Source organism: Pseudomonas sp. UMAB-40 (assembly GCF_900095275.1).
In the GTDB taxonomy this organism is placed as follows: domain Bacteria; phylum Pseudomonadota; class Gammaproteobacteria; order Pseudomonadales; family Pseudomonadaceae; genus Aquipseudomonas; species Aquipseudomonas mandelii_B.
The window spans coordinates 32,121-57,056 of record NZ_LT607551.1; the positions used below are offsets into that span (position 1 = coordinate 32,121).

Sequence of the window (24,936 nt, forward strand, 5' to 3'; positions counted from 1 at the left end):
CGTGCAAACTTTTGCTTTTAGTGACAAGGGTCCTCGCTCCAATAACCAGGACTCATATTGCGTCGAGACTAAAGGCATCGAGACAATCGCATCTGTAGCAGACGGTGTGGGCGGAAATCAGGGGGGCGAGATTGCATCCAGGCTAGCAGTTGATTCATTTACAAAGTCTGTTGCCGCTGGACTGCAATTGACAGACTGCTTAGAGAGCGCGCATCGAAGTATAAGTGAAAAAGCCGCTCTAGACCCGACGCTTTATGGTATGGCGACGACCTTTACTGCTGTACATTGGGATGGGGAGGTTTTGAAAGGTGTGCATACAGGTGATTCTCGTGCATACCTTTTGCGAGGTGTCGGCTTAAAACAACTAACGAAAGATCATACTGAAGTTGCTAGGCTGGTCGCCGAAGGGAAGATTTCAAAAGAAGACTCAGTCCACTATCCCAGGAAAAACGTACTTACGAGTGCACTTGGGACACACAAAAATTTATTGATCGATGAATTTAGTTTTGAGGTGAAGGCTGGTGATCGCCTACTCCTTATTACGGATGGGATTCATGGGGTCGTAACTAAAAAATGTCTTGTTAACCTATCGCTCACACACACTGATTTCATCGAGTTCTGTGAAGAGGTTATTAGGATGGTGAACAATGTCACGGCAACTGACAATTTCACTCTGGTTGGGTTAGAGTTTTGACTACTGTTTATTGGCGGTAACTGGAGCGTTATAGAAAGGGTTAACTGCAACGGATGAGAGCAGACTCCTATGATCTTCGAGGCCAGTGGTAAACGGTCTGCAACTAGCCTATATTTGCTCCTATCGCCAAACTGCCTCGCTTACAGCGGGGAAGTGGTGCGTGCAACTGGCTCCCTATAGAGTATTCACACAGCTATCAGGAGTGCCAAAATGCATCAGCCGAATTGCGAAATGAGGCTAGAAAAACGCAAATATTTTAACAACCAATTTTACGGGTAATGTTTTCTTTTATTATGGCTCTGAGGTGGGCGTTAGCTTTCAGTTCCTCTATCTGAACCGAGTTCCATTGCTTGGTGTTCGTATATTCCATCCAATGAGCAGCTCCGCACTGCACAGTTCTTATCCGGTCTTTGTAATTGAATTGCTCTAAGAACTCTGGAACTGGCCTGTGTATAGGATCAACGATTACCAAGGCTAGGCTTTCATTAAGCACCATAGCGTTAATCAGTCGATTGTTTACGTGCTTATCTCCAAAGCCATAGCCGATAATTGTTAGTTCATCTAAGTGGCTAAGGGTTTTGGAAAAGATTTGTAGCTTTTCTTCGCCAGGCTTTTCATTTGTTGTTAGGCTATATTTGCTGCCGCCAGTTAGCATTGACTGGCAGATAATATCTAAATCGCCGTTGAGGTCTGTTATAACTCTATCTTTGCCTGATGGTACTTGTACGCCATTATGAAAATATCCCATGTTCAAAATATTCGAAAAGTCGGATATTAGACCATCAGATGTTTGGTGTTGCAGGAGTTGATTGCAAAGTTTACTTCCATCTTGATAATGAAGCTCCGATAAACCGCCGTGAAGCTTCAGTAGATTAATTCCATAGGAGCCTTGAAAATAAGCTGATTCAAGTTTTTGGATGTCATCTCGATTCGAGTATGTCAGATTGACCAAGTCGTCCATTTGCATGTTGCTCAATGGAAAACTTATGTTGTATTTATCACCAAAAGTAATAGGAATATTTAAGTCGATGGCTAAGCATTCGACGAAAAGATCATGGTTTAGGCTGTAGATCCAAGTCTCTTCTTTGGAGAGAATTGCGCCGAAGTTTTTGAACCATTGAAGGTTTCGAGAATATAAGGTTTTGTGGGCTTCGAGTTGATAATCGCACAGAATTTTGTAGAGTATGTTGTAGAATACTCCAAATAAGTAGTGGAAAGTGTCTTTGTCAGCCTGAGAGTATTTATAGTCAACTGCCGCTGCCTGAATGTTCGCTAATAGTTCTTCGTAGTTTTTTCCACCCTTAGTTTTATAGCTTAGTAAAATATCCATGCCTTGTTTCAATGCGGACCTACTTATTGGGCGCTCATCACCGTAGGGAGAATTTTGCGCGAGCATATCCACAAATCGTTCACTTGATCTCATAGTGAATAATCCTAGGAATACATCAGTAAGCTCTATGGCTAGAGGCATCCCAAAGTCGTAAGAGAAGCCGGCTCCTAGTAACAATCCTTTTTTCACTATGACATTATTCATGTGCCTACCTTCTATCGTTTAAAGGACCATTTCAGGCATAGTGTATTGAAGCCATTAGCCATGCGCACCGTCATACGGAAAAATATTACCTAGGACCATCATGAGAGTAACTGAAGGTTCTGTCATTTAGGCGGCGAGAGAGTGGGGTCGAAGAATGGTCAGGCGCGATGCCCAAACGGTCATTTAGGCGGCGGATGCGCTCAGTCCCTAGCTTGTAAGGTGCGCAGATAGCAGAGAAATAGCGTCATCACCAAAAAGGGCCCGTCTGGGCCCTTTTTCAGATGTAGCAGTCTTACTTTTTCAACCACCCCTCTACAATGTCGGCGCCGTGCTCTGCTTTCCATTCTTTCAACGCTTTATGATTCCCACCTTTGGTTTCGATGACTTCACCGGTATTTGGGTTTTTGTAGACCTTGAGTGCGCGTGGTTTTCGTGTGCTGGCGGCCGGAGCCGCAGATTCGCGTCGGGCCGAGGTTTGTGGGTCGAGCAGGTCAATGATGTGCTTTAGGCTGAAACCATACTGATCGAGCAGCTTACGCAGCTTTGTTTCGAATTCGATTTCTTTCTTCAGTCCATCATCACCTTTCAATGTTTCCAGTGCTTGGAGCTGCTCGGCGAGATGTTTTTCCAGCTGGCGGAATTCTGCGAGTTTGGACATTGTGTTTCCTTTGCTCAGTGTGGTCGTGCGTGGCTATTAAGATAGATTATGCCGGTTACAAGTTCAGCACTATTTTCGACGATTCAGTTGGCTCTCAATATGCACCATTTCCGCTTTAATCGCGTTGATGGTCAGTGTTTGTATCTGACTTGTTTTGCCCGAATGCGCGTCGATAGTTTTCAGCAAGGCATTCAGATGGTCCTTCCGGATTTTGAGCGTGTCAGACCAACTCGTGCTGTTCTGTAGCGGCTTGTTCATTGTGTTCATCCTTGCGTTGTTCCGGATTGCTCTGATCTTCGGGTTGTTGCGGTATTGGCAGACTGTTGAGCTGGAGTAGGTCCTTCACTGCGTATTGGCGCGAGCGGTCGGAAAGTTCCTGCCACGTCCACTTCCCGAAGTTTTCGCCTTCCTCTGGAACGGCCAGTTTCATCAGGTTTATCTGATCAAGCCCCAGCAGCCTGTAATTTGCCCAAAGCTTTCCACCCACCTCGAACAAAGCTTTTGCGGCTTCGTTCCATTGCTCCTCCAGTACCGTCTGCGAGAGCCAGAGGGCAGTGCGTTCTATTCCTTTATGCTCTACCTGTGCCTCGGCGATGTATTTATCAACAGTGACCAGCTCCTGCTCCAGAGCAGCCATGATCAGGTGTTGCCGACGGTTATGTTCGGTGGCCGCTGTCAGGTTCTTCGCGGCCTTTTGTGCTTCGGCGTTGGCGGTCTTCTCACCTTCGGTGTCGCCCCATGCGACGGCCTGCGCGTAGGCCGTGGCAGCATCCGTTTCGGCCTGGCGTGCTTTGGCCATGTCCTCTGCCGCCTGTTGTTGGATCTGTTCCAGGCGGGTACTGAGGCTTAGACGCTTTTCATTAAGCTCCTGCTCATCAGCCCTCCAGTTATTCATCGCCTCGATGTAACCCGCCATCAGGGAATCGCAATTGGCGAGGTTTTCACGGCGAATGATCTTCCGATCTAATAGGTCGGCATTGAGATCGCGCGATTGGAAATTCCTTTTCAGCTCGTTGTGCTTGTCCCGTAGTTCGCGCTTTCGATCCGGCTCTATGGGGGCTTCACTTTCCAGCACTGTCTCAAGTGGCAGCATTTCGGCGTGTAGTCGTTCTGCCTCGCTGCGCAGTTGGTCGCGACGGTCTTTCAGGTCTTGAATCTCGTTCATGTGTTTAGTCTCTGTTCAATTCGATTGGGGTTGGTTGAATGGCTGGCGAGGCCGGGAATAAGCCGGCGCTACCTCGTTCAGCAGAGATGCCCTTAGGCAGCCCGAGCCTCGCTCTCATCCATTCCCGGAATCGTCTTCACGACGTAGCAGCGTTGCGTGCCTAGACCGGGCAACCGGATCGAACTCGATGCCTTGCCATCACCTCCGGGCTCCAGCACGCCGCGCTGTAACAGCTCCTTGTTCACTGCATTGATGTTCATGCCCCGGAAGATCTCCGAGCGCCATGCTTCGGGCAGCACGTAATAGGTGTTGGTGGTGTGCAAGGAGTCGCCCAAGCCGTGTTCCAGCGACTTGCGAAAGCCGAGGCGGTCGATGGTGCGTGGACCGTGCTCATCGATCTTCGCCGCCGCCGATTCCCAGCGGGTGAAACGGCTCTCACCGAAGCGCTCTATCACCTGGCGCAAGCGCGCCATGATCGCGTCCCCTTCGAAATTGCCGGCGCCGCCACGCTCGTTCATCCACGCGTTGAGGCACACGCGAGCGGCGGTGGTAGCTGTGCCGTCGGGCCAGCCGGTAATCCCCATCGCGGTGGCCAGCTCGCCCGCTGCGGCCGCGAGGCCGAAACGAGCGGCTGCACGGTGTGCCTGCCCGCTGGCCGAGGCCGGTAGCGACTGGGCGATAAAGCCCTCCAAGGTGTGGCGCAGGATCGCCGACCACCCATGCAGCTTGCCGGGCTCACAGAGGGCCGACAGGAAGGCGGTGATTGGAGTGCCGTAATATTTGGCTACCCGTGCCTTGAGCGCATCGGAGAGGGCCGCTGCATCATCAAAGCCGTTCAGTACATCGAACATGCCAAGGCCTTTGCTGGCGTCCGCTGGCACCGCGAGCATCCGCACTTCCATGCCGGCTTTCAGCTCCTTGTTGGCTTCGGCCATGTGCTGAGCCAGCGTTTTCTCTCCGGTGGAGAGAAACAGCAGACGCCACTCCTGCACCTGCCGGCCCGCCTGGCCTCGATCATTGGCGCGGGCTTTCCCTTTGCCGTTGCCAAGCATGTACACCGTTTCGCCAATGATGCGCGGGTCGCACATGCCGATTTCATCCATCACCAAGAGCGCATCAGAGTGTGTGGCCGCCACGGATTCCAAAGCGTTATCCGTCGAGCGCCACGAACGCACTAGAGACGGTCCGCCGTAGATCGAGGCAGCCACTTGCAGGTGAGTGGTTTTACCGCCCGAGCTGTCGCCGTAGAGGTGAAAGCCGCCCGATTCATGGCCAAGCAGGTGCAGCAGGGGGCCGGCGAACGCCACGCTGGCCACAAACGCCAAGCGATGATTACCGATACACAAAGCGCCGATCTGATCTTGCCACTGCTCCAGGGTGCCGGCTTCGCTGATCGGCGGCAGCTGGGTGCCAGCTTCGTAGTAGTGCAAGTGTTCGGCATGCGAGCCAATCTGTTGTTCCGGGAGCAAAAACGCGCTGTCGTGCCAACCCAAGCGTGTGACCAGTCGTGCCCGTTGCGCGCTGTCGAAGCCGCCGAGGTAGCTTTGCAGGTCGTTGCGTGCATTGCGTCCCGAGCGGCTTCCGGCGAGGCGCAGCCCCATATCCACCAATGGTCCAAGAACGTCCTTGCCAAAGTCGCCGGTCATGGTGCGCGCCGGGATGTTCCAGCGTTTCTTGGCGCCGTCTGGATCGTCGAACTCCACCAGCAGGCCCCAATTGTGGCCTTTGTCGTCGCGAGTACGGGCGAGGATTTCCAGAGGTGAACACACCGGGCGTGCCTCACCGTCGTCGCCCGCATAAAACACACCTTCGGACGTGAGGCGAAAGCCCCCGGGCATCAGGTCATTTCTCGATTTTGCGGGACGCTTGGCGGCGGTTTTTGTCTTTGGTTCCGGTTTGGTCTCGGTGTGATCAGGTACCGGCTTTTCGACAGCCAACCCGAACAGTTCACCGCTGCTTTCCAGCTCGGCGAAGTGGGGCGCTGTCCAGCCTTTGGCGAGCGCATCAGCGGCGTCGTCGCCATCGTCCCATTGTCCACCTCTCGCGAAAGCGGCGCGGTCGTTCTTCAGCGTAGGCTTGCGGTTGAACACCTCCAGCGCGATGACTCGGACCGACGCGGCGCCGACCTGGCGCAGTTTGTCGGCGACGACTTCCATGCAGGCTTTGCCACTGACATCGTTGTCCGGCCACAACAGAACGTCGCGACCTTTGAGCGGTGTCAGGTCGGCTTTATGCCAAGAGTTGGAGCCGTTTGGCCAGCAGGTGGCCACGTAACCTGGCAGCAGTTCGGTGACGGCGTCGGTGGCTTTCTCACCTTCGCACAAGACAACCGGTGCGTCAGCGCGCTGGGTCAGTTCATCAAGGCGCAGCAGCGGACGCGGATCCGGCAGACCCTGCCAGCGCCATTGTGGGGGCTGCCCATCGGATCGCTGACACCACGTCAACGGTGCAAAAACCTTCTTCAGTTTGCCGTCGTCGTCGGGGCCAAGGTCGAAGCGATAAAGCGCCATGAGCGGCTGGCCCTTGGCGTTCCGGTAGATCCACACTTTGGATGGTGCGCCGTGTTGCCGATGCTTGGCCGGGCACTTGTTCATGGCGTCGGCCGGGATCGGCTGGATGGCACTCCACTCAGGTGCTTTTGTCTTGGTGAGCGCTGGCTTTGCCTGGGCGCAGCCGGGTGATACGTTGAGCAGATCCGCCAGTTTGTTACAGGCCTCGACGTCGGTGCTGCCGTCCAGATAGCTCACCAGATCGATCAGGTCACCGCCCTTGTCGCCGGTGGCGAAGTCGGACCAGGTGCCCTTGCTCAAGCTGATCTTGAGCGAACCGGCGCGCTTATCGCTGCGGGTCGGATTCGGAGCGGTGTATTCCTTGCCGCCGTCCACGCGCTTACCGTTCGGCAGCCAGTGCGACAGGACACGATCAATGTCTTTCAGTGCGGCGCTTTTCACGTCGGCGAAGCTCGGACGTTTCGCGGAGCTGCTTGGGCGTTGGCTCATGCGTCAGCCCTCGCCAAAAACAGCGCGTCGTTGATCTCATCGATTAATGCTTTGGCCATCTCGCCCAGGTACAGAGCAGGCCAACTGTAACGCTCGCCGTGGTCGCTCATGGCGGCGTCGAGGTTCAGCTGGTTGGCGTGATGTTGCAGCAGGGAAACCATCTCCAGTGCATCCTCAACCGGTACACCCGAATTGACCCGGAACAACTTCAAATCGGTGGCATTCACGCGGGTAAATGTGGCGTGACCACGGGTGGTGGAGGTGGTCATAGCGCACCGCCTTTCTGTGCAGTCGGAATGGAGGTGGTGTCGCCGTGCAAGGCGAGGGTTTTGATCAGGCCGAGAGTGCCGCGTACATCCCAAAGAACGGCGGCAATGATGTGATTGGCAAGGCGCGAGGTTTCATTTTCGAAGTGATCCTCAAGCAGCGTCAGTACCGAGTCGGCCCGGTCAATGGCGCAGGTGATGGCGTCGATGGGGACACCGGCTTCCGCTTTCGGATTAACGCAGAGCAGGTCTTCAGGCAGGGCACAGCTCAGGGCATTGTTCATTGGGCACCGCCTGCGGTTTCGAGTGCGCGGGCTTTGGCCATGTGGTCGTTGTAGCGGGCAAGACGTGTAGCGAGGCTGGAGTTGGCGTGTAAAGCGGCGAGAGCCATTGCACGATGTGCAGCGGCGCGATTTTTGAACGGATTGAGGGCGTGCATTTGGCGAGACTCCTATTGTTGAGGAGCTACCACCGTCCGCCGTCAAACGAATTAGGGTGGTAGCTGTGCGCAGGTTGACGGACCGGGACAATAGGAACCCGGCAGACCCGAAGGTCTCCCACGCACAGCCACCATAAAACGGGAATGCGGGCACAAAAAAAGCGCCTGCAATCGTAATGGGGGCGCCTGTGCGCCTATTGTTGATCGGGCCGTCAAACCCGGTCGCTGATTTTGCAGCGATGGTCAGAGAGTAACGTCCGATTTTCGAAAGTGCAACTACGCAGATGGCTTGCGGATTGTTCTGAAGCGGCATAAATTGTTCGTGCATGTAGACTTACCTCAACGCCTCCGGATCGCCCCCGGAGGCGTTTTTGTTTCAGGCATGGGTTTCCCAGCGCAGGGAAAGCAGGGGCAGGAAGTCTCCATCGATCATGGAACGAGCATCCTCGTAGGCAGCCGCTTGCTGGCCTTCGTCGACAATCACGGCATTGAATTTTTCGCTGTGGATGGCGAGGGCGCACCACGTTTCATCAGGCCACCTCAGCACTCCCACGACGCGATTAAGGCGCTCGTGTTTGGTTCGGTAGCGCTCGAGGCGTTGCATGTGGGAAGCCGATAGGCCGATCTCGCGAAGAACTGAGAACGGCCTGAGCTCGGCCCTGTTGGCTACGGGGCGTCTCATGCTGCTACCTGGTCGCGAGCGGCAATACGTGCACGTGTCCAATTCAAAACTTCAGACAAAACCCAGGCTACTGGAGCGCCACGGGCAACGCTGTCGGTAAGTTTTACAGGCTGCGGAAAGCCACTTTCGGGCTGGCTCATGAGCTTGTAAACGGTGGCTCGGCCAATGCCAGTAATGGACATCACCGTGGGGATGCGGATGAGCGTTGCAGTTGGATCGAAACGTCCCAGCTCTAGGTCGCTTTCCTTCACTCCTAAAGTCGAGGGCAACGCGTTTTCTCGGACTAAGTCGGGCACGGATCGTGACGAGGCGAGCGTGAAAATCTTTTGCGTCTGTCCGACTCTACTCATCAGAGTGGCCCTCGCGCAGCATCGCTAGCAGCGGAGCACATCCGGCTTTGGAGCCATGCAAGCACATCCTCTGAGCGATAGCGCACCCGAGAACCGAGTCTGAGAAAGGGCAGTGGACTGCGCCCTGAACTACGCCATGCAGCGAGAGTTTTATTGGAGAGCGCAAGCGCGGCGGCAACTTGCTTTGACGTCATCAAACCAAAAACGGGCGTAGAGGCGGCGATATTTTTAAGTGCTGTTTTTTCGGTTGCGTCGGGTGTTGAATTTTGGGCAGTGATAGTCATTGATGGTCCCCTGTGGTTGTAAAAGGTCACAGGGCCATCTATTTATGCGGTTTATTCGATTAAGGAAACTAGTAAGATTTCGGCGTGCGGATCTTATCCACATAACATCTAGTTGGCAGTACGACGCCTACGAGAGGCACCAAATAACTCCGACGAACGGTCGTGGTCATTTGGCGAATCGTTCCACCCCGGCGGATAGATCGACTTCCAATCGGGACCATCAATCCATTGCGCTAAATCGTGGAGATAGACGACCCGCTGCGTTCGGCCGCCCCAATCTCCTTTCACTACACGCAGTGTTATCTTCCCCTCTCGGATTTTGCGTAGGAACTGCGGCATTCCCCAATGGTTTGCGTAATGGCGTCTCACGGTATCGAGCGGAATGCAGATGCTTCCGTATTTCTTCGTTAACAATTCCAATGTCGGAAAATCAGTCATTCAGGCTCCCCATGCCCCGTTTGGTTGTGTTGAGGCAGCGCACATTTTCGGCGATTTCCAACCATTTTAGTCGCCACCAGCATGCGATTGGCTCTAATCATGTGTTACACACTTTCTACCTGTAACACCTACCATCAACAAAAAGCTGATCGCGTGTTACACGGAATAAAGCCTTATAAATCAACATGATGATGAGCGGTGTTACACGCGAAACACCTGTCACACCGATATTTGAGGGGTATTAGACTGCCTTTCCAAACTGACCCTGGACAATGTTGCCTTGCACCAGTTCGTCAAGATGGTCTGCATACCACTGCATCATGACTTTGCGCTGTGGCAAATACACTGCCTTGTTGTACACCCCTGCAATTCCTTCTTTGACATGCGAAAGCTGGGCCTCAATGTGGTTCTCATCAAAGCCCTGTTCATTAAGGATCGTGCTCGCGATATGGCGGAAACCATGGCCTGTTTGCCGGCCCGCGTATCCCAGTCTGCGTAGCGCCATCAGAAAGACGGTATTGCTACGGGGGATGGTTCGATCTTTTCTTCCAGGGAAGAGAAGGGGGTATGCCCCTGTCAGCGTGCGCAGCTCCGTTATCACTTCAATGGCCTGGCGAGATAGGGGCACTACATGCTCGCGACGACGCTTCATTCGCTCTGCTGGAATCGTCCAGAGCTTTTTGTTGAGGTCGATTTCTGACCAGCGTGCTTCTCTAATCTCGCTCGGGCGTGCCGCTAACAGAGCAAGCAAACGAAGCCCAAGACGGACATCCTTCGCATGAGGGTAAGAGTTGATAGCACGAAGCAATGCAGGCAACTCTTCTATAGATACGTGTGCATAATTTTCAGCACTGCGTGTCTGTAGAAATTTATTGAGACCTTCAAGGGGGTTGTGGATCGCTCGGCCCGTCACGCGTGCCAAGTCATAGATCTCTTTGCAGAAAGCCCGAACTCTGCCCATTTGCTCAATGATCCCTTTCTGCTCCATGCCGCGCAGAAACTCCATCCATTCAAGGGGCAGTATTTCTGTGTAGATGCGTTTGCCGAAAACGGGGAATACGTGAAGCTCCAGGGCACCAAGTACTCGACGGGACGTGCCGGCTTCCCAGCTTGAGCGCCTAGCCTCAAACCATTCGCGTCCTAATGCTTCGAAAGTGTTGTTGGCAGCCACCCGGTCAGCAATCTTGCGAGCCTGCTTACTGACTAAAGGGTTTTTACCCGTCGATGCGTCATCTCGCAGTTGCGCCGCCTTCTGCCTGGCTAGCGAACCACTGATTTCGGGGTAACCGCCTAGGCCCAGCCAGGACCATTTCCCATCTGGTTTTTTGTAGCGCAACTCCCACGACTTCTGCCCATTTGCCTTGACCCGAAAATACAAGCCGTTGCCGTCTTGCTCCCGGTACGTAGCACTCTCTGGCTCCAAGCCTGCAAGAGTAGTGTCGGCCAGTGGGCGGCGTTTGATTTCAGTACGCTTCACTGCGTGTATGCCTCCAGTTCAATGAATCTCAAAGCATACACGTGGGCATACACGGCGTGAAGTTATAGGGGTAGACAGGGAGGGATAGCCAGAAACAAGAAAGCCCGCACAGGGCGGGCTTCTTGGGGGGTTTCGTAGACTGTCTGAGACAGGTCTAGACTGCTATATGGTGCACCAGGCGGGATTCGAACCCACGACCCCTGCCTTCGGAGGGCAGTACTCTATCCAGCTGAGCTACTGGTGCAAGCGGGCGCCATGATACTCATATGCACTGCGGGCGTCCATGCTGCTGAATCGACTGCGGTTTTAGCAACCGTAACAACCGTTTGCTACGTTGATCAGAAAAAATAGGCAAATGCGCCGTTTTCGTTCTTTTTTTCGAACGCCCTATTGTCCTTTCCCGGCATTGATCCTAGGATTCGTTCGAGATTTCAAACGCTCTTGTCTGGGTGCTGAACCGCACGAGTTTCGAACAGTGCGCTATTTATGTGCTTCAGCCCGGTGAATGATTTCCCTGACGGCAGCCTACAAGGCGCCTTTCTACAATCATAATTCGCTCCGCGCTGGCCGCGGTGCTGTTAAGGAAAGCCGACATGCAGCTTAAAGACACCCAGTTGTTCCGCCAGCAAGCCTTTATCGATGGCGCTTGGGTTGATGCGGACAATGGTCTGACGATCAAGGTCAACAACCCGGCAACGGGCGAAATTCTGGGCACTGTGCCGAAAATGGGCGCTGCCGAAACCCGCCGTGCAATCGAAGCCGCTGACAAAGCGCTGCCGGCCTGGCGTGCACTGACCGCCAAGGACCGCGCGAACAAGCTGCGTCGCTGGTTCGAACTGATCATCGAAAACCAGGACGACCTGGCTCGCCTGATGACCCTGGAACAGGGCAAGCCATTGGCCGAAGCCAAGGGCGAAATTGTTTACGCCGCTTCCTTTATCGAGTGGTTCGCCGAAGAAGCCAAGCGCATCTACGGTGACGTGATTCCGGGCCACCAGCCAGACAAGCGCCTGATCGTGATCAAGCAGCCGATTGGCGTGACCGCTGCCATCACCCCGTGGAACTTCCCGGCCGCGATGATCACCCGTAAAGCCGGCCCGGCCCTGGCCGCCGGTTGCACCATGGTGCTCAAGCCTGCTTCGCAGACTCCGTTCTCCGCTTTCGCGTTGGCTGAACTGGCCCAGCGTGCCGGCATTCCTGCCGGTGTGTTCAGCGTGGTGACCGGCAGCGCCGGCGACATCGGCAGCGAGCTGACCAGCAACCCGATCGTGCGTAAATTGTCTTTCACTGGCTCGACCGAAATCGGTCGTCAGTTGATGGCTGAATGCGCCAAGGACATCAAGAAAGTGTCCCTGGAACTGGGCGGCAACGCGCCGTTCATCGTGTTCGACGACGCGGACCTGGATAAGGCCGTCGAAGGCGCGATCATTTCCAAGTACCGCAACAACGGCCAGACCTGCGTCTGCGCCAACCGTCTGTACATTCAGGATTCGGTCTACGACGCGTTCGCCGAGAAGCTGAAAGTGGCCGTGGCCAAACTCAAGATCGGTAACGGTCTGGAAGAAGGCACCACCACTGGCCCGCTGATCGACGAAAAAGCCGTGGCCAAGGTTCAAGAGCACATTGCTGACGCGATCAGCAAAGGCGCAACCGTTCTGGCCGGTGGCAAGGTCATGGAAGGCAACTTCTTCGAGCCGACCATCCTGACCAACGTGCCGAAGAACGCTGCCGTGGCCAAGGAAGAAACCTTCGGTCCATTGGCGCCGCTGTTCCGCTTCAAAGACGAAGCCGAAGTGATCGCAATGTCCAACGACACCGAGTTCGGCCTGGCCTCGTACTTCTATGCTCGCGACCTGGGTCGTGTGTTCCGTGTGGCCGAAGCCCTGGAATACGGCATGGTCGGCGTCAACACCGGGTTGATCTCCAACGAAGTCGCGCCGTTCGGCGGCATCAAGGCGTCGGGCCTGGGCCGTGAAGGCTCCAAGTACGGCATCGAAGATTACCTGGAAATCAAATACCTCTGCCTGGGCATCTAAGCTCGGCAGGCGGGAATGCAATAAGCGGGAAGGGCACGAGAGCGCTGTCCCTTTCTGCGCTTCAAACGGAATTTTCTCTGTGGCCGGGAAAGCTGTGGCAGTCGATCATCGCATGCTGCCGTAGTTGCCTCCCCGCCGCATTTTCCTTGAACCACGCCGCCCGATGAGCGGTGAATGAGGACTTTATGAGCAAGACTAACGCATCCCTGATGAAACGCCGCGAAGCCGCTGTACCACGCGGTGTTGGCCAGATTCACCCGATCTTCGCCGAGTCCGCGAAGAACGCCACAGTGACCGACGTTGAAGGTCGCGAGTTCATCGACTTCGCCGGCGGTATCGCCGTGCTGAACACCGGCCACGTGCACCCGAAAATCATCGCCGCCGTGACCGCGCAGCTGAACAAGCTGACCCACACCTGCTTCCAGGTGCTGGCCTACGAACCTTACGTAGAACTGTGCGAAAAAATCAACGCCAAGGTGCCAGGTGATTTCGCCAAGAAAACCCTGCTGGTGACCACCGGTTCCGAAGCCGTTGAAAACGCCGTGAAGATCGCCCGTGCCGCCACTGGCCGTGCCGGCGTGATCGCGTTCACCGGCGCTTACCACGGTCGCACCATGATGACCCTGGGCCTGACCGGTAAAGTCGTGCCTTACTCGGCCGGCATGGGCCTGATGCCAGGCGGCATCTTCCGCGCGCTGTACCCGAACGAACTGCACGGTGTGAGCGTCGACGACTCGATCGCCAGCATCGAACGCATCTTCAAGAACGACGCCGAGCCGCGTGACATCGCAGCCATCATCATCGAGCCGGTTCAGGGCGAAGGTGGTTTCTACGTCGCGCCTAAAGAGTTCATGAAGCGTCTGCGTGCCCTGTGCGACCAGCACGGCATCCTGCTGATCGCCGACGAAGTACAAACCGGCGCTGGCCGTACCGGCACCTTCTTCGCCATGGAACAGATGGGCGTTTCTGCCGACCTGACCACTTTCGCCAAATCCATCGCTGGCGGCTTCCCGTTGGCCGGTGTGTGCGGCAAGGCTGAATACATGGACGCCATTGCTCCAGGCGGCCTGGGCGGCACCTACGCCGGTAGCCCGATTGCGTGCGCCGCGGCCCTGGCCGTGATGGAAGTGTTCGAAGAAGAGCACCTGCTGGACCGCTGCAAGGCAGTCGGCGAGCGTCTGGTGACTGGCCTCAAAGCCATCCAGGCCAAATACCCGGTGATCGGCGAAGTCCGTGCCCTGGGCGCGATGATCGCGGTCGAGCTGTTCGTCGACGGTGACAGCCACAAGCCGAACGCTGCCGCGGTGGCATCGGTGGTGGCCAAGGCTCGCGACAAGGGTCTGATCCTGCTGTCCTGCGGCACTTACGGCAACGTTCTGCGCGTCCTGGTACCGCTGACCTCGCCGGATGAGCAATTGGACCAAGGTCTGGCAATCATCGAAGAGTGCTTCTCGGAACTCTGATCTAAGATGCTCAGATGAATGTGTGAGCTGATAGACAAAAAACCCGCTTCGGCGGGTTTTTTTGTCCCCGAAGACAAGTCGCACCATTCCAAATGACCCGCATTGACTAAGGTACAAGCATCGCAAAGGGAGTGTGTAGATGACTGCTGTGGATTTACCCGCTGTACCCCGTGTGCTGATTGCCGAGGCTGACCCTTGGTCTCGGGACCTGCTCAAGCAAGTGTTGTTGAGTGTGCGGTGCGACGCACGGCTGGATTTGTGTGCCGATGGCCAGCAGGCGCTGGAACTGTTGGCGGAACACCCTTACGACCTGGTGATCGTTGACTGGGCATTGCCTGGCATCGATGGCCTGAATGTCTTGCGCCACGTCCGTCAGCGCAAACGCAATCCGCCGCTGCCTTTCATTCTGATGAGCAGCCGCAATGACAGTGCCAGCGTGCGCGAGGCCTTGCCCTTGGCGCCCACGGCATACCTGACCAAACCCCTGAACATGGAAAGCCTGACCCAGCGTCTGCAGGATCTGCTGCTGAACGCCGGTGAAGAGGTTTACTGTGCAATGCCGACGCTGGCGGCCGGCATGACCTTGTCGGTGTACCTGGAGCGCCGTCGTGAACTGGCGGAGGGTGCGCCGCTGATGGCCGATGTGCAGGTGGCGGTCAACGCCAGCCTGAATACCCGCGGACTTGACCTGGTGCGGCTGGAAGAGGAAATCCGCACCGACCCGCACATCACCGCCGTGCTGATCGCGGCGTCTAACAGCGCAGCACTGCATGTTGGCGATTCGGTCCAGACACTGGCCCAGGCGCTGCACCGGCTGGGCTCCGCGCAAAGCATGAACCTGATCCTGGGGTTGGCGCTCAAGCGCAGTGCCCGGCTCAGCGATCCGTTCCTGGCGGACTATGCCGAGCGCTTCTGGGACTTGTCGCTGCACACCGCCGAATACGCGCGCACGCTGGCGCGGTTGCTGGATCTGAATCAGGAGCGCTGTTATTGCGCGGGCATGCTGCATTGCCTCGGCGACCTTGCGTTGCTGCTGTGTTTGCAGGAATGGAAACAGGCCGGTGGCGAGCTGGATGAACGGGAGGAGGTGGGTAATGCCTTGGCCGAGTTCGGCGCAGCCTACGGTTCGGCGCTGCGGACTCGCTGGCGGCTGCCGCTGGAGTTGCGAGAGTTGATCGCAGCGGCCTACCAGCTCGGTGGCGGGGTTTACTCTCGCGAAGCGCTGGTGATGAACATGGCCGCGCAACTGGCGCGCCTGACCGAGCATGAGGGCATTGAGGAATTGGCCAAAAGCCGGACGGCGCGGTTGCTCAAGATCGGCTTGCCGGAATTGATGCGTTTGCGCAAAAAGTAAACTTCACACAAAACCTGTGGGAGCGGGCAAGCCCGCTCCCACAGGTTTTGTGTTGGATTTATTACACGGAAATGATGCGGTTTTTGCCCTGGCGCTTGGCTTCATACATCGCGGCATCCGCGCGGGCGAACATGCTGTCGAGGGAATCGTCCTCAGCAGTCAGGCTGGTCAAGCCCTGGCTGACGGTGATGCCGAACGTCTGGTCGTCATGACTGAAGCTCAATTGCTGAATCTGCCGTTGCAGGCGCTCGGCAACTTGCATGGCCATGTCCGGTGCGCAACCGGGGAACACCGCTGCGAATTCCTCACCCCCGATCCGCCCGAATACATCTCCCCGGCGTAATGCGGCACGACCGCTTTCGGCGATTCGTTGCAGTACGTTGTCGCCCGCTTGATGACCGTAGGTGTCGTTGACCACTTTGAAATGATCGATGTCCAGTAACAGGAACGCCATTGGTGCACCTTGCTTGCGCGCCTGGGCAAACTCGCGCTGGGCGCATTCGAAGAAGTGTCGGCGATTGCTGCTTTGCGTCAGCACGTCGGTGGTCGCCAGGCGCTGCAGCTCGGCCTCCATTCGTTTCTTTTCGGTGATGTCTTCGGCAATGCCGACGATGATCACTGGTTGGCCCGGCTCGGCCTGGCGGTTGATGAAGCATTTGTCGCTGAGCCAGCGCACCTGGCCACCGGCGGCGATGATGCGGTATTCGCGGTCTTCAACGGCACCTTTGACCAGGACTTCGGCCAGGCTGCGCTCGGCGTAATCCAGGTCATCGGGGAAAATGCTGTCGCGCCATTCGTTGTAGTCGGACAGCAACAGGCCTGCCGAACGGCCAAAAATCCGTTCATAGGCCGGGCTGACATAGAGCACCTGGCGGGTTTCCCAATTGAATGCCCAAAGCACCGCATTAACGCTCACCAGCAGGGAGCTGAACAACTGTTCGCGTTCGCTCAGGCGCGCCACTTCGCCTTGGGCATGCATGAGTGCCATCAGCGTTTGGGCAGCGTCGGGCAGCTGAGGAAGGGATGAGTCTTGTGGGTTTTTGGGGACCATCGGGACAAATCTCAAAGGGCGTACGCCGCTCGAGTTTCGAAAGCGGCTACAGCAAAGCCCGCCGGGCGGCGAAGTGTCTTTGAGATAGGGGATTTGGCGTTTGGTTCCCGCCCTTGGTGGCGAGGGAGCTGGCTCCCGCCGGGCGGTATAGGCGACGCGTTTATTCAGTTAAAACGCGTCGTCAGGTCTGGTTGCTGCGCAGCCGAGCGGGAGCAAGCTCCCTCGCCACAGGCACGCCTCTTTCCAGAGGCAAGCTTGTGGCGCCAAGTCAGACAGCGGCCGGGCGCAGGGAGTAGGTTTTCAGCTGGTCGGCGAAGTCGCGCAGGGATTGAATCCCGCTGGCTTCCGCTTCGTGCACCCAATCCTTGATGGCAGCCAGCATGTCGTGGCCATTTGAGCTGGTCTTGACCCAGATCTGCTGCAAGGCCAGGCGTTTCTCGTAAATTACCTTCAGCGCCTGGCTGTGCTCGAGCATGGTCTGGATGCGCAGGTGGTGTTTATCGTCCAGCAGGCTGGTTTCCCGCGAAAGCAGACGCTTGGCCCGGTGGAACTGGTGACGGACCGAGTGATCGACCTTTTCCAGCTCTTGCTTGACCAGTGGCGCGATCACCAATTTGCGGTATTGGGCCATGATCTGGAAGCGGTTGTTGAGGATCGCCATGGCGGTGTCCATGTCCAGGCTGCCTTTGCCTTCGACGCGGTGGGCGATCGGTGCAACCCGCTGAACCTTGGCCAGGCGCAAGAAACTGAAGACCTGGATCCAGGCCCAACCGAGATCGAACTCCCACTTCTTCACCGACAATTTTGCCGAGTTAGGGTAGGTGTGATGGTTGTTGTGCAGTTCTTCGCCGCCGATCAGGATGCCCCAAGGCACCAGATTGGTGGCCGCGTCGCGGCATTCGAAGTTGCGGTAACCGATGGCATGGCCCAGGCCATTGACCACGCCGGCGGCCCACACCGGGATCCACATCATCTGGATGGCCCAGATGGTGATGCCGATGGTGCCGAACAGCAGCAGGTCGATGACGCCCATGATCGCCACACCCAACAGCGGGAAACGGCTGTAGAGGTTGCGCTCGATCCAGTCTTCAGGGCAGTTCTTGCCGTAGATGCGCAGGGTCTCCGGGTTTTCCGCTTCGGCGCGGTACAGCTCGGCACCTTTGCGCAGAACGGTGGACAGGCCCTTGATGACCGGGCTGTGCGGGTCATCGACGGTTTCGCATTTGGCGTGATGCTTGCGGTGGATAGCGGTCCACTCGCGGGTGTTCTGCGCCGTGGTCAGCCACAGCCAGAAGCGGAAGAAATGTTTCAGGCCAGCATTGAGCTCAAGCGAGCGATGGGCTGAATAACGGTGCAGATAGACCGTGACGCCGATGATCGTCACGTGGGTCATCAGCAGGGTGACTGCCACCAGTGACCAGGGTGACAAGCCGAGAAAACCTTCGTACCACATAGGCTATAGGGCCCTCGATAAAGAAAAAAACAGCCGTTGCATTATCACTAAGCCCACAGATAAAACCAGTCACCCTTTCAGATAAGAGTGGCTGGATGTTTCTTTAACCTATAATCCCATCCTTTTCGCAGGGACAAGGACGGCTAATGTCTGCCACCTATCGCGACGCGTTGCGTGCAGCGCTGCTTTATCTGTTGCTTTCCATCGTCTGGCTGCAGCTCAGCGGCTATTTATTGAACAGTTTCTTCGATAGCTCCGACGAGCTGGTGCGGTGGCAACTGATCAACGGTTATGCCTGGATCCTGCTGAGCGCCGGGTTGATTTTCATCGCCCGAGCGCGATTGCTCCGTTGCCTGGGAATTGGCAACACATTGCGTGAGCGGCATGACGACCGCGAGCGTTTGCGTCAGGCGGCGGCGGTGTTCGATTGCACGCGTGAAGGTGTGCTGGTCACCGACAGCAACGGGTTGATCGTCCACGTTAACCGGGCGTTCATGGAAATCACCGGTTACTCGCAGGCGGAAGTGTTGGGGCAGCGACCGAGCCTGTTCAAGTCGGGCCATCACGCCGCGGATTTTTACCAGACGATGTTCGCGACACTCAAGAGCCTCGGTGAGTGGAGCGGGGAAATCTGGAATCGCCGGAAAAGCGGCGAGATCTACCCGCAATGGCAGACGATCCGCGTCATTCACGACGATCGGGGCCAGCTCAGCCACTACGTCGCGGTGTTTTCCGACATCAGCGCAATCAAGAACTCCGAACACGAACTCAAGCACCTGGCTCATCACGACCCGTTGACGGACTTGCCTAACCGCTTGCTGTTCACCGACCGGACCGAGCAGGCACTGACCTCGGCGCAACTGCACAAGCGTGGCTGTGCGCTACTGATGATCGATCTGGATCATTTCAAGATGATCAACGACAGCCTCGGGCACACGATCGGTGACGCACTGCTCAAAGCCGTGGCCAAGCGTATGCAGGCCATGCTCGGCCCGGAGCTCACGTTGGCGCGTCTGGGCGGCGATGAGTTCGCGGTGCTCGCCGAAAGCTGTCCGCAGTTGATGCAGGCGGCGGCGCTGGCGCAGCGGATCATTGAGGGTCTCAAAGAGCCGTTCCTGATCGGCGGGCATCAACTGTTCATCAATACCAGCATCGGTATCAGCCTGTTCCCCGGCGATGCCTTGAGCGCCGAACAGCTATTGCGCAACGCTGACTCGGCGCTGTTCAAGGCCAAAAGCACCGGTCGCGATGGCTACGCCCTGTACACCGAAGAACTGACCGCCCATGCCCAGAACCGGGTCGAGACGGCTGTTGAACTGCGCCGAGCGCTGGAAAAGCAGGAACTGCGCGTTTATTACCAGCCGGTTCACGACCTCAGGACCCGTCGCCTGGTGGGCGCCGAGGCGCTGGTGCGCTGGGAGCATCCGCAACGTGGGCTGGTGCCACCGGCAGAATTCATCCCCATCGCCGAACGCACCGGATTGATCGCGGAAATAGATGCGTGGGTGATGCGCCAGGCTTGTCAGCAAATGTGCTCGTGGCAGCAGGCCGGTATGGCGTTGTCGTTTATCGCAGTGAACGTCTCGTCTCGACTGTTCGCTCGCCGTGAGCTCTTTCAGCAAGTGGCGAAAGTGCTTCACGAAACCGGGCTCGATCCAGCGTTTCTGGAGCTGGAAGTCACCGAGAGCGCGGTAATGGAAGACCCGGAAGTGGCCTTGGAGCAAATGCACCGACTGCGCGAGTTGGGTGTGCGGCTGGCCATCGATGATTTCGGCACGGGTTATTCGTCGCTGCTGCGGCTCAAGCGTTTGCCGGTGCAGAAGCTCAAGATCGATCAGGGCTTTGTTGCAGGATTGCCGTGGGATGAGGACGACGCGGCGATCGTGCGGGTGATTATCGCGTTGGCGCGCAGCATGGGGATGCAGGTGCACGCCGAAGGAATCGAGCAGGTCGAGCAGGCGCGTTTCCTGCTCGAACACGACTGCGATCTGGGGCAGGGCTACTGGTTTGGGCGACCGGTCCCGGCCGAGCAATTGGATTGGAAGCACACGCCGGAAATCCGCTAAGCCCGCGCCCCGTCAAATAATTTTATTTGGTTATATAAACATTCTTAAATAGTCTTTTTAAGAATATCCGCGCGTCTCTACTATTGCTCTCACGCCGCAAGCAGTGCCGCCACTGCCAGGCAACCTCTCAGTTGAAGGAGCAGCACCATGAGCGCATCCCTACGTAGCGTTGACGGTCAAGACGAAGCCACCATCTTGCGTGAGATCCAGAGCGCACTGCGCGACCTGCGTTTTGGCGCAGTCGAAATTACTGTGCACAACGCTCAGGTGGTCCAGATCGAACGCAAAGAAAAATTCCGTTTGCAGAACCCGAGCACCAAACCGAGCTAAACAAACCGACAACCCGCGTCCAGCACACCATAAAAAAAGCCAACACACCAAGAATTCCAGGAGCTTTCACCATGTCGTCGATTCGTCATTTCGCTTTGGCCGCCCTGGCCAGTGCACTTTTTGCTGGTTCCGCGGTTGCCAAGGATTACGAGTTGCTCAACGTGTCGTATGACCCGACTCGCGAGCTGTATCAGGATTACAACGCCGAGTTCGTCAACTTCTGGAAGAAGGACCACGCTGGCGATAACGTGAAAATCCAGCAGTCCCACGGTGGTTCCGGCAAACAAGGCCGCGCCGTGATCGACGGTCTGCGCGCCGACGTGGTAACCCTGGCCCTGGCCGGTGACATCGACGAAATCGCCAAGCTCGGCAAGACCCTGCCGGCCGACTGGCAGAAGCGTCTGCCGGAAGCGAGCACGCCTTACACCTCGACCATCGTGTTCCTGGTACGCAAGGGCAACCCTAAAGGCATCAAGGACTGGGGCGATCTGGTCAAAAACGATGTGTCGGTCATCACCCCAAACCCGAAAACCTCCGGCGGTGCGCGCTGGAACTTCCTCGCGGCCTGGGCCTACGGCCTGAAAGCCAACGGCGGTGATGAAGCCAAAGCCAAGGAATACGTGCAGACCCTGTTCAAACATGTTCCGGTCCTGGACACCGGCGCTCGCGGTTCGACCATCACCTTCGTCAACAACGGTCAGGGCGACGTGTTGCTGGCCTGGGAAAACGAAGCCTTCCTGGCGCTGAAAGAAGACGGCGGCGCGGACAAGTTCGAAATCGTCGTGCCTTCGTTGTCGATTCTTGCTGAGCCACCGGTGGCAGTGGTCGACAAAAACGCCGAGAAAAAGGGTAACACCGAGATCGCCGAGGCGTACCTCAAGCACCTGTACAGCCCGGCCGGCCAGGAAATTGCGGCGAAAAACTTCTATCGTCCACGTGACAAGGATGTGGCAGCCAAGTACAGCAAGCAGTTCCCGACCCTGGACCTGGTGACCATCGACAAGGACTTCGGCGGCTGGAAAACCGCTCAACCGAAATTCTTCAATGATGGCGGTGTGTTCGACCAGATCTATCAGGCGCAGTAATTTTAAATAGCCATCAACGAGCCCCGGATTTACATTCGGGGCTTTGCGCGTTCTCAACCAAGGACTTTTATGTCGCGTCGTATCTCCCCCGTCATACCCGGCTTCGGGCTGACGCTGGGCTACACCTTGGTGTACCTCAGCCTGATTGTGCTCATTCCACTGGCGGCGATGTTCGTGCATGCCGCCCAACTTACCTGGGATCAGTTCTGGGCGATTATCTCGGCGCCACGGGTGCTCGCGGCGCTGAAGCTGAGCTTCGGCACCGCGCTCTATGCCGCGATCATCAACGGCATCATCGGCACGCTGCTGGCCTGGGTGCTGGTGCGCTATACCTTCCCTGGACGCAAAGTCATCGATGCGATGATCGACCTGCCGTTCGCATTGCCCACCGCCGTGGCCGGTATCGCGCTGACTGCGCTATACGCGCCCAATGGTTGGGTGGGTCAGTTTGCAGCGGACCTGGGTTTCAAGATCGCGTATACCCCCCTCGGCATCACCCTTGCCCTCACTTTTGTGACGCTTCCATTCGTAGTACGTACCGTACAGCCAGTATTGGCTGATATCCCGCGTGAAGTGGAAGAAGCGGCGGCGTGCCTGGGTGCAAAACCGCTACAGGTTTTCCGCCATATTCTGGTGCCAGCGCTGCTGCCAGCCTGGCTGACCGGTTTCGCGTTGGCCTTTGCCCGCGGGGTCGGCGAGTACGGTTCGGTGATTTTCATCGCCGGCAACATGCCGATGAAAACCGAGATCCTGCCGCTGCTGATCATGGTCAAGCTCGACCAATACGATTACACCGGCGCCACGTCCATTGGTGTACTGATGCTGGTGGTTTCCTTCGTCCTGTTGCTGCTGATCAACTTGCTGCAGCGGCGCATCGAAACCCCATAAGGAGGCGCAGAAATGTCCCAATCGTCTATTGCTGCTGCTTCCTCGAACGCCGCCCGCCGTGGCAGTGCTTCATCGCGGCGAATCCTGATCGGCCTTGGCTGGCTGGTGTTCGCCCTGTTCCTGTTGCTGCCGCTGGTGATCGTGGTGTCTCAGGGCCTGAAACTCGGAATCGGTGCGTTCTTCACCGCGATCTTCGAACCCGACGCGTTGTCGGCCCTGAAGCTCACGGTGATCGCCGTGCTGATTTCAGTGCCGCTGAACCTGGTGTTCGGTGTCAGCGCTGCATGGTGCGTGAGCAAGTACTCGTTCCGCGGCAAAAGTATGCTGGTCACGCTGATCGACCTGCCGTTCTCGGTGTCGCCGGTCATTGCCGGTCTGGTCTACGTGCTGATGTTTGGCGCCCAGGGCCTGTTCGGGCCGTGGTTGCAGGATCACGACATCCAGATCGTCTTCGCCTTGCCGGGCATCGTGTTGGCGACGATCTTCGTCACCGTGCCGTTCGTGGCGCGTGAGCTGATCCCGCTGATGCAGGAACAAGGCACGCAGGAAGAAGAGGCCGCGCGCTTGCTCGGGGCCAATGGCTGGCAGATGTTCTGGCACGTTACCGTTCCCAATATCAAATGGGGCCTGATCTACGGCGTGGTGCTTTGTACCGCGCGGGCGATGGGTGAGTTCGGTGCGGTGTCGGTGGTTTCCGGGCACATTCGCGGGGTGACCAACACCCTGCCGCTGCACGTCGAGATCCTCTACAACGAATACAACCACGTGGCCGCGTTCGCTGTGGCGAGCCTGTTGCTGATCATGGCGCTCTTCATCCTGCTGCTGAAGCAGTGGAGCGAAAACCGTATTAACCGCCTGCGCGCCAGCGCCGCGGAGGAATAATTCATGTCGATCGAAGTGCGTAACGTCAGCAAGAATTTCAATGCGTTCAAGGCGCTGGACAACATCAGCCTGGACATTCAAAGCGGCGAGCTCGTGGCCCTGCTCGGCCCGTCGGGTTGCGGTAAAACCACGCTGTTGCGGATCATCGCCGGCCTGGAAACGCCTGATAAGGGCAGCATCGTGTTCCACGGTGAGGACGTTTCCGGCCATGACGTGCGTGATCGCAACGTCGGCTTCGTGTTCCAGCACTACGCGCTGTTCCGCCACATGACGGTGTTCGACAACGTCGCGTTCGGCCTGCGCATGAAACCGAAAAACCAGCGCCCGAGCGAAAGCCAGATCGCGGTGAAAGTCCACGAACTGCTGAACATGGTGCAACTGGATTGGTTGTCGGATCGCTACCCGGAACAACTCTCCGGTGGTCAGCGTCAGCGCATCGCGTTGGCCCGTGCCTTGGCGGTCGAGCCGAAAGTCCTGCTGCTCGACGAACCGTTCGGTGCGCTCGACGCCAAGGTCCGTAAAGAGCTGCGTCGCTGGCTCGCTCGGCTGCACGAAGACATCAACCTGACCTCGGTGTTCGTGACCCACGACCAGGAAGAGGCCATGGAAGTCGCCGACCGTATCGTGGTGATGAACAAAGGCGTGATCGAACAGATCGGCTCACCGGGCGACGTCTACGAAAACCCGGCCAGCGATTTCGTTTATCACTTCCTCGGCGATTCGAACCGTCTGCATCTGGGTGAAGACAAACACGTGCTGTTCCGCCCGCACGAAGTGTCGTTGTCGCGGCATGAGCTGGAAGATCATCACGCGGCGGAAGTGCGGGATATCCGTCCGTTGGGCGCGACGACTCGGGTGACGTTGAAGGTCGAAGGCCAGAGCGAGTTGATCGAAGCTGAAGTGGTGAAGGATCACGACAGCCTGATCGGCCTGGCGAAGGGCGAGACATTGTTCTTCAAACCGAAGGTCTGGCAGAAACTCGCCAGCCTCTAAATGCATCGCGGGCAAGCCCGCTCCCACAGGTTTCCGGGTTGGCGACAGATTTTGTGTTCAATCTCGATTCTGTGGGAGCGGGCTTGCCCGCGATGGCGTCCTACGCAGCAGCACGCTTCGGATTAACCCGCACCCCACCCACCCGCGCCTCGATCTGCTCTTTCAAATCCCGCCGCATCCCCAGCAAAAGCGCCAGTTCAACCACCACAAACAACGGCCCGACAATCAATCCCGTCACATCATCGACAAACGCCGGTTTGCGCCCTTCATAGTGATGACCGACAAACTGAATCGCCCAGCCCACCACAAACATCCCGATCCCGCTCGCCAACCATACCAGCGTACTTTG

Annotated in this window: 25 protein-coding genes and 1 tRNA gene; 10 read left to right on the forward strand and 16 right to left on the reverse strand. The window is 56.9% G+C overall.

Annotated features, from left to right (window positions below; all coding sequences use genetic code 11):
• The first annotated feature begins 1 nt into the window (after position 1).
• Positions 2-694: a PP2C family serine/threonine-protein phosphatase gene (locus K0F88_RS00160; RefSeq protein ID WP_219093129.1), complete on the forward strand. Its 693-nt coding sequence runs from the start codon at positions 2-4 to the stop codon at positions 692-694.
• 256 nt (positions 695-950) lie between these two features.
• On the opposite strand, the gene K0F88_RS00165 is transcribed toward K0F88_RS00160, so the two are convergent.
• The 13 genes from K0F88_RS00165 to K0F88_RS00225 all read right to left on the reverse strand — a co-directional run bounded on the left by K0F88_RS00165 (position 951) and on the right by K0F88_RS00225 (position 11,230).
• Positions 951-2,228: a hypothetical protein gene (locus tag K0F88_RS00165; RefSeq protein WP_219093130.1), complete on the reverse strand. Its 1,278-nt coding sequence runs from the start codon at positions 2,226-2,228 to the stop codon at positions 951-953.
• 292 nt (positions 2,229-2,520) lie between these two features.
• On the reverse strand, positions 2,521-2,886 hold the full coding sequence (locus tag K0F88_RS00170) for a histone-like nucleoid-structuring protein, MvaT/MvaU family (RefSeq protein ID WP_219093131.1): 366 nt from the start codon (positions 2,884-2,886) through the stop codon (positions 2,521-2,523).
• Between the two features lie 220 nt (positions 2,887-3,106).
• Complete coding sequence (locus K0F88_RS00175; RefSeq protein ID WP_219093132.1) at positions 3,107-4,051, reverse strand: chromosome segregation protein SMC; 945 nt, start codon at positions 4,049-4,051, stop codon at positions 3,107-3,109.
• Between the two features lie 92 nt (positions 4,052-4,143).
• Positions 4,144-7,050, reverse strand: coding sequence for a DUF927 domain-containing protein (locus tag K0F88_RS00180; protein WP_219093134.1), 2,907 nt, complete (start codon positions 7,048-7,050; stop codon positions 4,144-4,146).
• Entirely contained in the window at positions 7,047-7,319 is a 273-nt protein-coding gene (locus tag K0F88_RS00185; RefSeq protein WP_219093136.1) for a DUF3077 domain-containing protein, read from the reverse strand. Before K0F88_RS00185 ends, K0F88_RS00180 begins: the two co-directional genes overlap by 4 nt.
• Positions 7,316-7,600 (reverse strand): hypothetical protein, encoded by a 285-nt coding sequence (locus K0F88_RS00190; protein WP_219093138.1) that lies wholly within the window; start codon positions 7,598-7,600, stop codon positions 7,316-7,318. Before K0F88_RS00190 ends, K0F88_RS00185 begins: the two co-directional genes overlap by 4 nt.
• Positions 7,597-7,755: a hypothetical protein gene (locus K0F88_RS00195; protein ID WP_219093139.1), complete on the reverse strand. Its 159-nt coding sequence runs from the start codon at positions 7,753-7,755 to the stop codon at positions 7,597-7,599. The genes K0F88_RS00190 and K0F88_RS00195 overlap by 4 nt, the downstream gene beginning before the upstream one ends.
• Before the next feature lie 376 nt (positions 7,756-8,131).
• A complete protein-coding gene (locus K0F88_RS00200) occupies positions 8,132-8,437 on the reverse strand; it encodes a hypothetical protein (RefSeq protein WP_219093141.1) in 306 nt (101 codons plus the stop codon).
• Entirely contained in the window at positions 8,434-8,706 is a 273-nt protein-coding gene (locus tag K0F88_RS00205) for a helix-turn-helix transcriptional regulator (protein WP_374039695.1), read from the reverse strand. Before K0F88_RS00205 ends, K0F88_RS00200 begins: the two co-directional genes overlap by 4 nt.
• Before the next feature lie 80 nt (positions 8,707-8,786).
• Positions 8,787-9,071: a helix-turn-helix domain-containing protein gene (locus K0F88_RS00210; RefSeq protein WP_219093145.1), complete on the reverse strand. Its 285-nt coding sequence runs from the start codon at positions 9,069-9,071 to the stop codon at positions 8,787-8,789.
• Positions 9,072-9,179: 108 nt separating this feature from the next.
• Positions 9,180-9,509: a pyocin activator PrtN family protein gene (locus K0F88_RS00215; protein WP_219093147.1), complete on the reverse strand. Its 330-nt coding sequence runs from the start codon at positions 9,507-9,509 to the stop codon at positions 9,180-9,182.
• 241 nt (positions 9,510-9,750) lie between these two features.
• A complete protein-coding gene (locus tag K0F88_RS00220; RefSeq protein WP_219093149.1) occupies positions 9,751-10,986 on the reverse strand; it encodes a tyrosine-type recombinase/integrase in 1,236 nt (411 codons plus the stop codon).
• 167 nt (positions 10,987-11,153) lie between these two features.
• Positions 11,154-11,230 (reverse strand) — tRNA-Arg (locus tag K0F88_RS00225).
• Positions 11,231-11,579: 349 nt separating this feature from the next.
• On the opposite strand from K0F88_RS00225, the gene gabD reads away from it, so the two are divergent.
• From gabD to K0F88_RS00240, 3 genes are all read left to right on the forward strand, one after another.
• Positions 11,580-13,022, forward strand: a complete 1,443-nt coding sequence (gene gabD, locus K0F88_RS00230; RefSeq protein WP_010464868.1) for an NADP-dependent succinate-semialdehyde dehydrogenase — start codon at positions 11,580-11,582, stop codon at positions 13,020-13,022.
• Between the two features lie 185 nt (positions 13,023-13,207).
• Positions 13,208-14,485: a 4-aminobutyrate--2-oxoglutarate transaminase gene (gabT, locus tag K0F88_RS00235; RefSeq protein ID WP_219093151.1), complete on the forward strand. Its 1,278-nt coding sequence runs from the start codon at positions 13,208-13,210 to the stop codon at positions 14,483-14,485.
• Positions 14,486-14,624: 139 nt separating this feature from the next.
• Entirely contained in the window at positions 14,625-15,839 is a 1,215-nt protein-coding gene (locus K0F88_RS00240; protein WP_219093153.1) for an HDOD domain-containing protein, read from the forward strand.
• A gap of 61 nt (positions 15,840-15,900) precedes the next feature.
• Here K0F88_RS00240 and K0F88_RS00245 read toward each other — a convergent pair whose 3' ends face one another.
• Entirely contained in the window at positions 15,901-16,890 is a 990-nt protein-coding gene (locus K0F88_RS00245; protein ID WP_094469704.1) for a sensor domain-containing diguanylate cyclase, read from the reverse strand.
• A gap of 268 nt (positions 16,891-17,158) precedes the next feature.
• Complete coding sequence (gene desA / locus K0F88_RS00250) at positions 17,159-18,343, reverse strand: delta-9 fatty acid desaturase DesA (RefSeq protein ID WP_219093156.1); 1,185 nt, start codon at positions 18,341-18,343, stop codon at positions 17,159-17,161.
• 146 nt (positions 18,344-18,489) lie between these two features.
• On the opposite strand from desA, the gene dibA reads away from it, so the two are divergent.
• The 6 genes from dibA to K0F88_RS00280 all read left to right on the forward strand — a co-directional run bounded on the left by dibA (position 18,490) and on the right by K0F88_RS00280 (position 24,587).
• Positions 18,490-20,409 carry a phosphodiesterase DibA gene (gene dibA / locus K0F88_RS00255; protein ID WP_219093158.1) on the forward strand — a complete coding sequence of 640 codons (1,920 nt, stop codon included), beginning with the start codon at positions 18,490-18,492 and terminating at the stop codon, positions 20,407-20,409.
• A gap of 147 nt (positions 20,410-20,556) precedes the next feature.
• On the forward strand, positions 20,557-20,739 hold the full coding sequence (gene oscA, locus K0F88_RS00260; RefSeq protein ID WP_219093160.1) for a sulfur starvation response protein OscA: 183 nt from the start codon (positions 20,557-20,559) through the stop codon (positions 20,737-20,739).
• 71 nt (positions 20,740-20,810) lie between these two features.
• Positions 20,811-21,824: a sulfate ABC transporter substrate-binding protein gene (locus K0F88_RS00265; protein ID WP_219093162.1), complete on the forward strand. Its 1,014-nt coding sequence runs from the start codon at positions 20,811-20,813 to the stop codon at positions 21,822-21,824.
• Between the two features lie 69 nt (positions 21,825-21,893).
• Positions 21,894-22,712, forward strand: coding sequence for a sulfate ABC transporter permease subunit CysT (cysT, locus tag K0F88_RS00270; RefSeq protein WP_007899634.1), 819 nt, complete (start codon positions 21,894-21,896; stop codon positions 22,710-22,712).
• Positions 22,713-22,724: 12 nt separating this feature from the next.
• Positions 22,725-23,594: a sulfate ABC transporter permease subunit CysW gene (gene cysW, locus K0F88_RS00275; RefSeq protein ID WP_150702616.1), complete on the forward strand. Its 870-nt coding sequence runs from the start codon at positions 22,725-22,727 to the stop codon at positions 23,592-23,594.
• 3 nt (positions 23,595-23,597) lie between these two features.
• The gene (locus K0F88_RS00280; RefSeq protein ID WP_219093164.1) at positions 23,598-24,587 is read left to right on the forward strand and encodes a sulfate/molybdate ABC transporter ATP-binding protein; all 990 of its coding nucleotides are present in this window, start codon (positions 23,598-23,600) and stop codon (positions 24,585-24,587) included.
• A gap of 100 nt (positions 24,588-24,687) precedes the next feature.
• Here the strand turns inward: K0F88_RS00280 and K0F88_RS32180 are convergent.
• Positions 24,688-24,936: Mpo1-like protein (locus K0F88_RS32180; RefSeq protein ID WP_257605152.1), on the reverse strand; the 249-nt coding region annotated here is incomplete at its 5' end.

Bases quoted from the DNA above. Each gene is read 5' to 3' on its own strand.
- K0F88_RS00165 (WP_219093130.1), bottom strand. From the start codon at position 2,228: ATGAATAATGTCATAGTGAAAAAAGGATTGTTACTAGGAGCCGGCTTC.
- K0F88_RS00170 (WP_219093131.1), bottom strand. From the start codon at position 2,886: ATGTCCAAACTCGCAGAATTCCGCCAGCTGGAAAAACATCTCGCCGAG.
- K0F88_RS00175 (WP_219093132.1), bottom strand. From the start codon at position 4,051: ATGAACGAGATTCAAGACCTGAAAGACCGTCGCGACCAACTGCGCAGC.
- K0F88_RS00180 (WP_219093134.1), bottom strand. From the start codon at position 7,050: ATGAGCCAACGCCCAAGCAGCTCCGCGAAACGTCCGAGCTTCGCCGAC.
- K0F88_RS00185 (WP_219093136.1), bottom strand. From the start codon at position 7,319: ATGACCACCTCCACCACCCGTGGTCACGCCACATTTACCCGCGTGAAT.
- K0F88_RS00190 (WP_219093138.1), bottom strand. From the start codon at position 7,600: ATGAACAATGCCCTGAGCTGTGCCCTGCCTGAAGACCTGCTCTGCGTT.
- K0F88_RS00195 (WP_219093139.1), bottom strand. From the start codon at position 7,755: ATGCACGCCCTCAATCCGTTCAAAAATCGCGCCGCTGCACATCGTGCA.
- K0F88_RS00200 (WP_219093141.1), bottom strand. From the start codon at position 8,437: ATGAGACGCCCCGTAGCCAACAGGGCCGAGCTCAGGCCGTTCTCAGTT.
- K0F88_RS00210 (WP_219093145.1), bottom strand. From the start codon at position 9,071: ATGACTATCACTGCCCAAAATTCAACACCCGACGCAACCGAAAAAACA.
- K0F88_RS00215 (WP_219093147.1), bottom strand. From the start codon at position 9,509: ATGACTGATTTTCCGACATTGGAATTGTTAACGAAGAAATACGGAAGC.
- gabD (WP_010464868.1), top strand. From the start codon at position 11,580: ATGCAGCTTAAAGACACCCAGTTGTTCCGCCAGCAAGCCTTTATCGAT.
- gabT (WP_219093151.1), top strand. From the start codon at position 13,208: ATGAGCAAGACTAACGCATCCCTGATGAAACGCCGCGAAGCCGCTGTA.
- K0F88_RS00240 (WP_219093153.1), top strand. From the start codon at position 14,625: ATGACTGCTGTGGATTTACCCGCTGTACCCCGTGTGCTGATTGCCGAG.
- K0F88_RS00245 (WP_094469704.1), bottom strand. From the start codon at position 16,890: ATGGTCCCCAAAAACCCACAAGACTCATCCCTTCCTCAGCTGCCCGAC.
- desA (WP_219093156.1), bottom strand. From the start codon at position 18,343: ATGTGGTACGAAGGTTTTCTCGGCTTGTCACCCTGGTCACTGGTGGCA.
- dibA (WP_219093158.1), top strand. From the start codon at position 18,490: ATGTCTGCCACCTATCGCGACGCGTTGCGTGCAGCGCTGCTTTATCTG.
- oscA (WP_219093160.1), top strand. From the start codon at position 20,557: ATGAGCGCATCCCTACGTAGCGTTGACGGTCAAGACGAAGCCACCATC.
- K0F88_RS00265 (WP_219093162.1), top strand. From the start codon at position 20,811: ATGTCGTCGATTCGTCATTTCGCTTTGGCCGCCCTGGCCAGTGCACTT.
- cysT (WP_007899634.1), top strand. From the start codon at position 21,894: ATGTCGCGTCGTATCTCCCCCGTCATACCCGGCTTCGGGCTGACGCTG.
- cysW (WP_150702616.1), top strand. From the start codon at position 22,725: ATGTCCCAATCGTCTATTGCTGCTGCTTCCTCGAACGCCGCCCGCCGT.
- K0F88_RS00280 (WP_219093164.1), top strand. From the start codon at position 23,598: ATGTCGATCGAAGTGCGTAACGTCAGCAAGAATTTCAATGCGTTCAAG.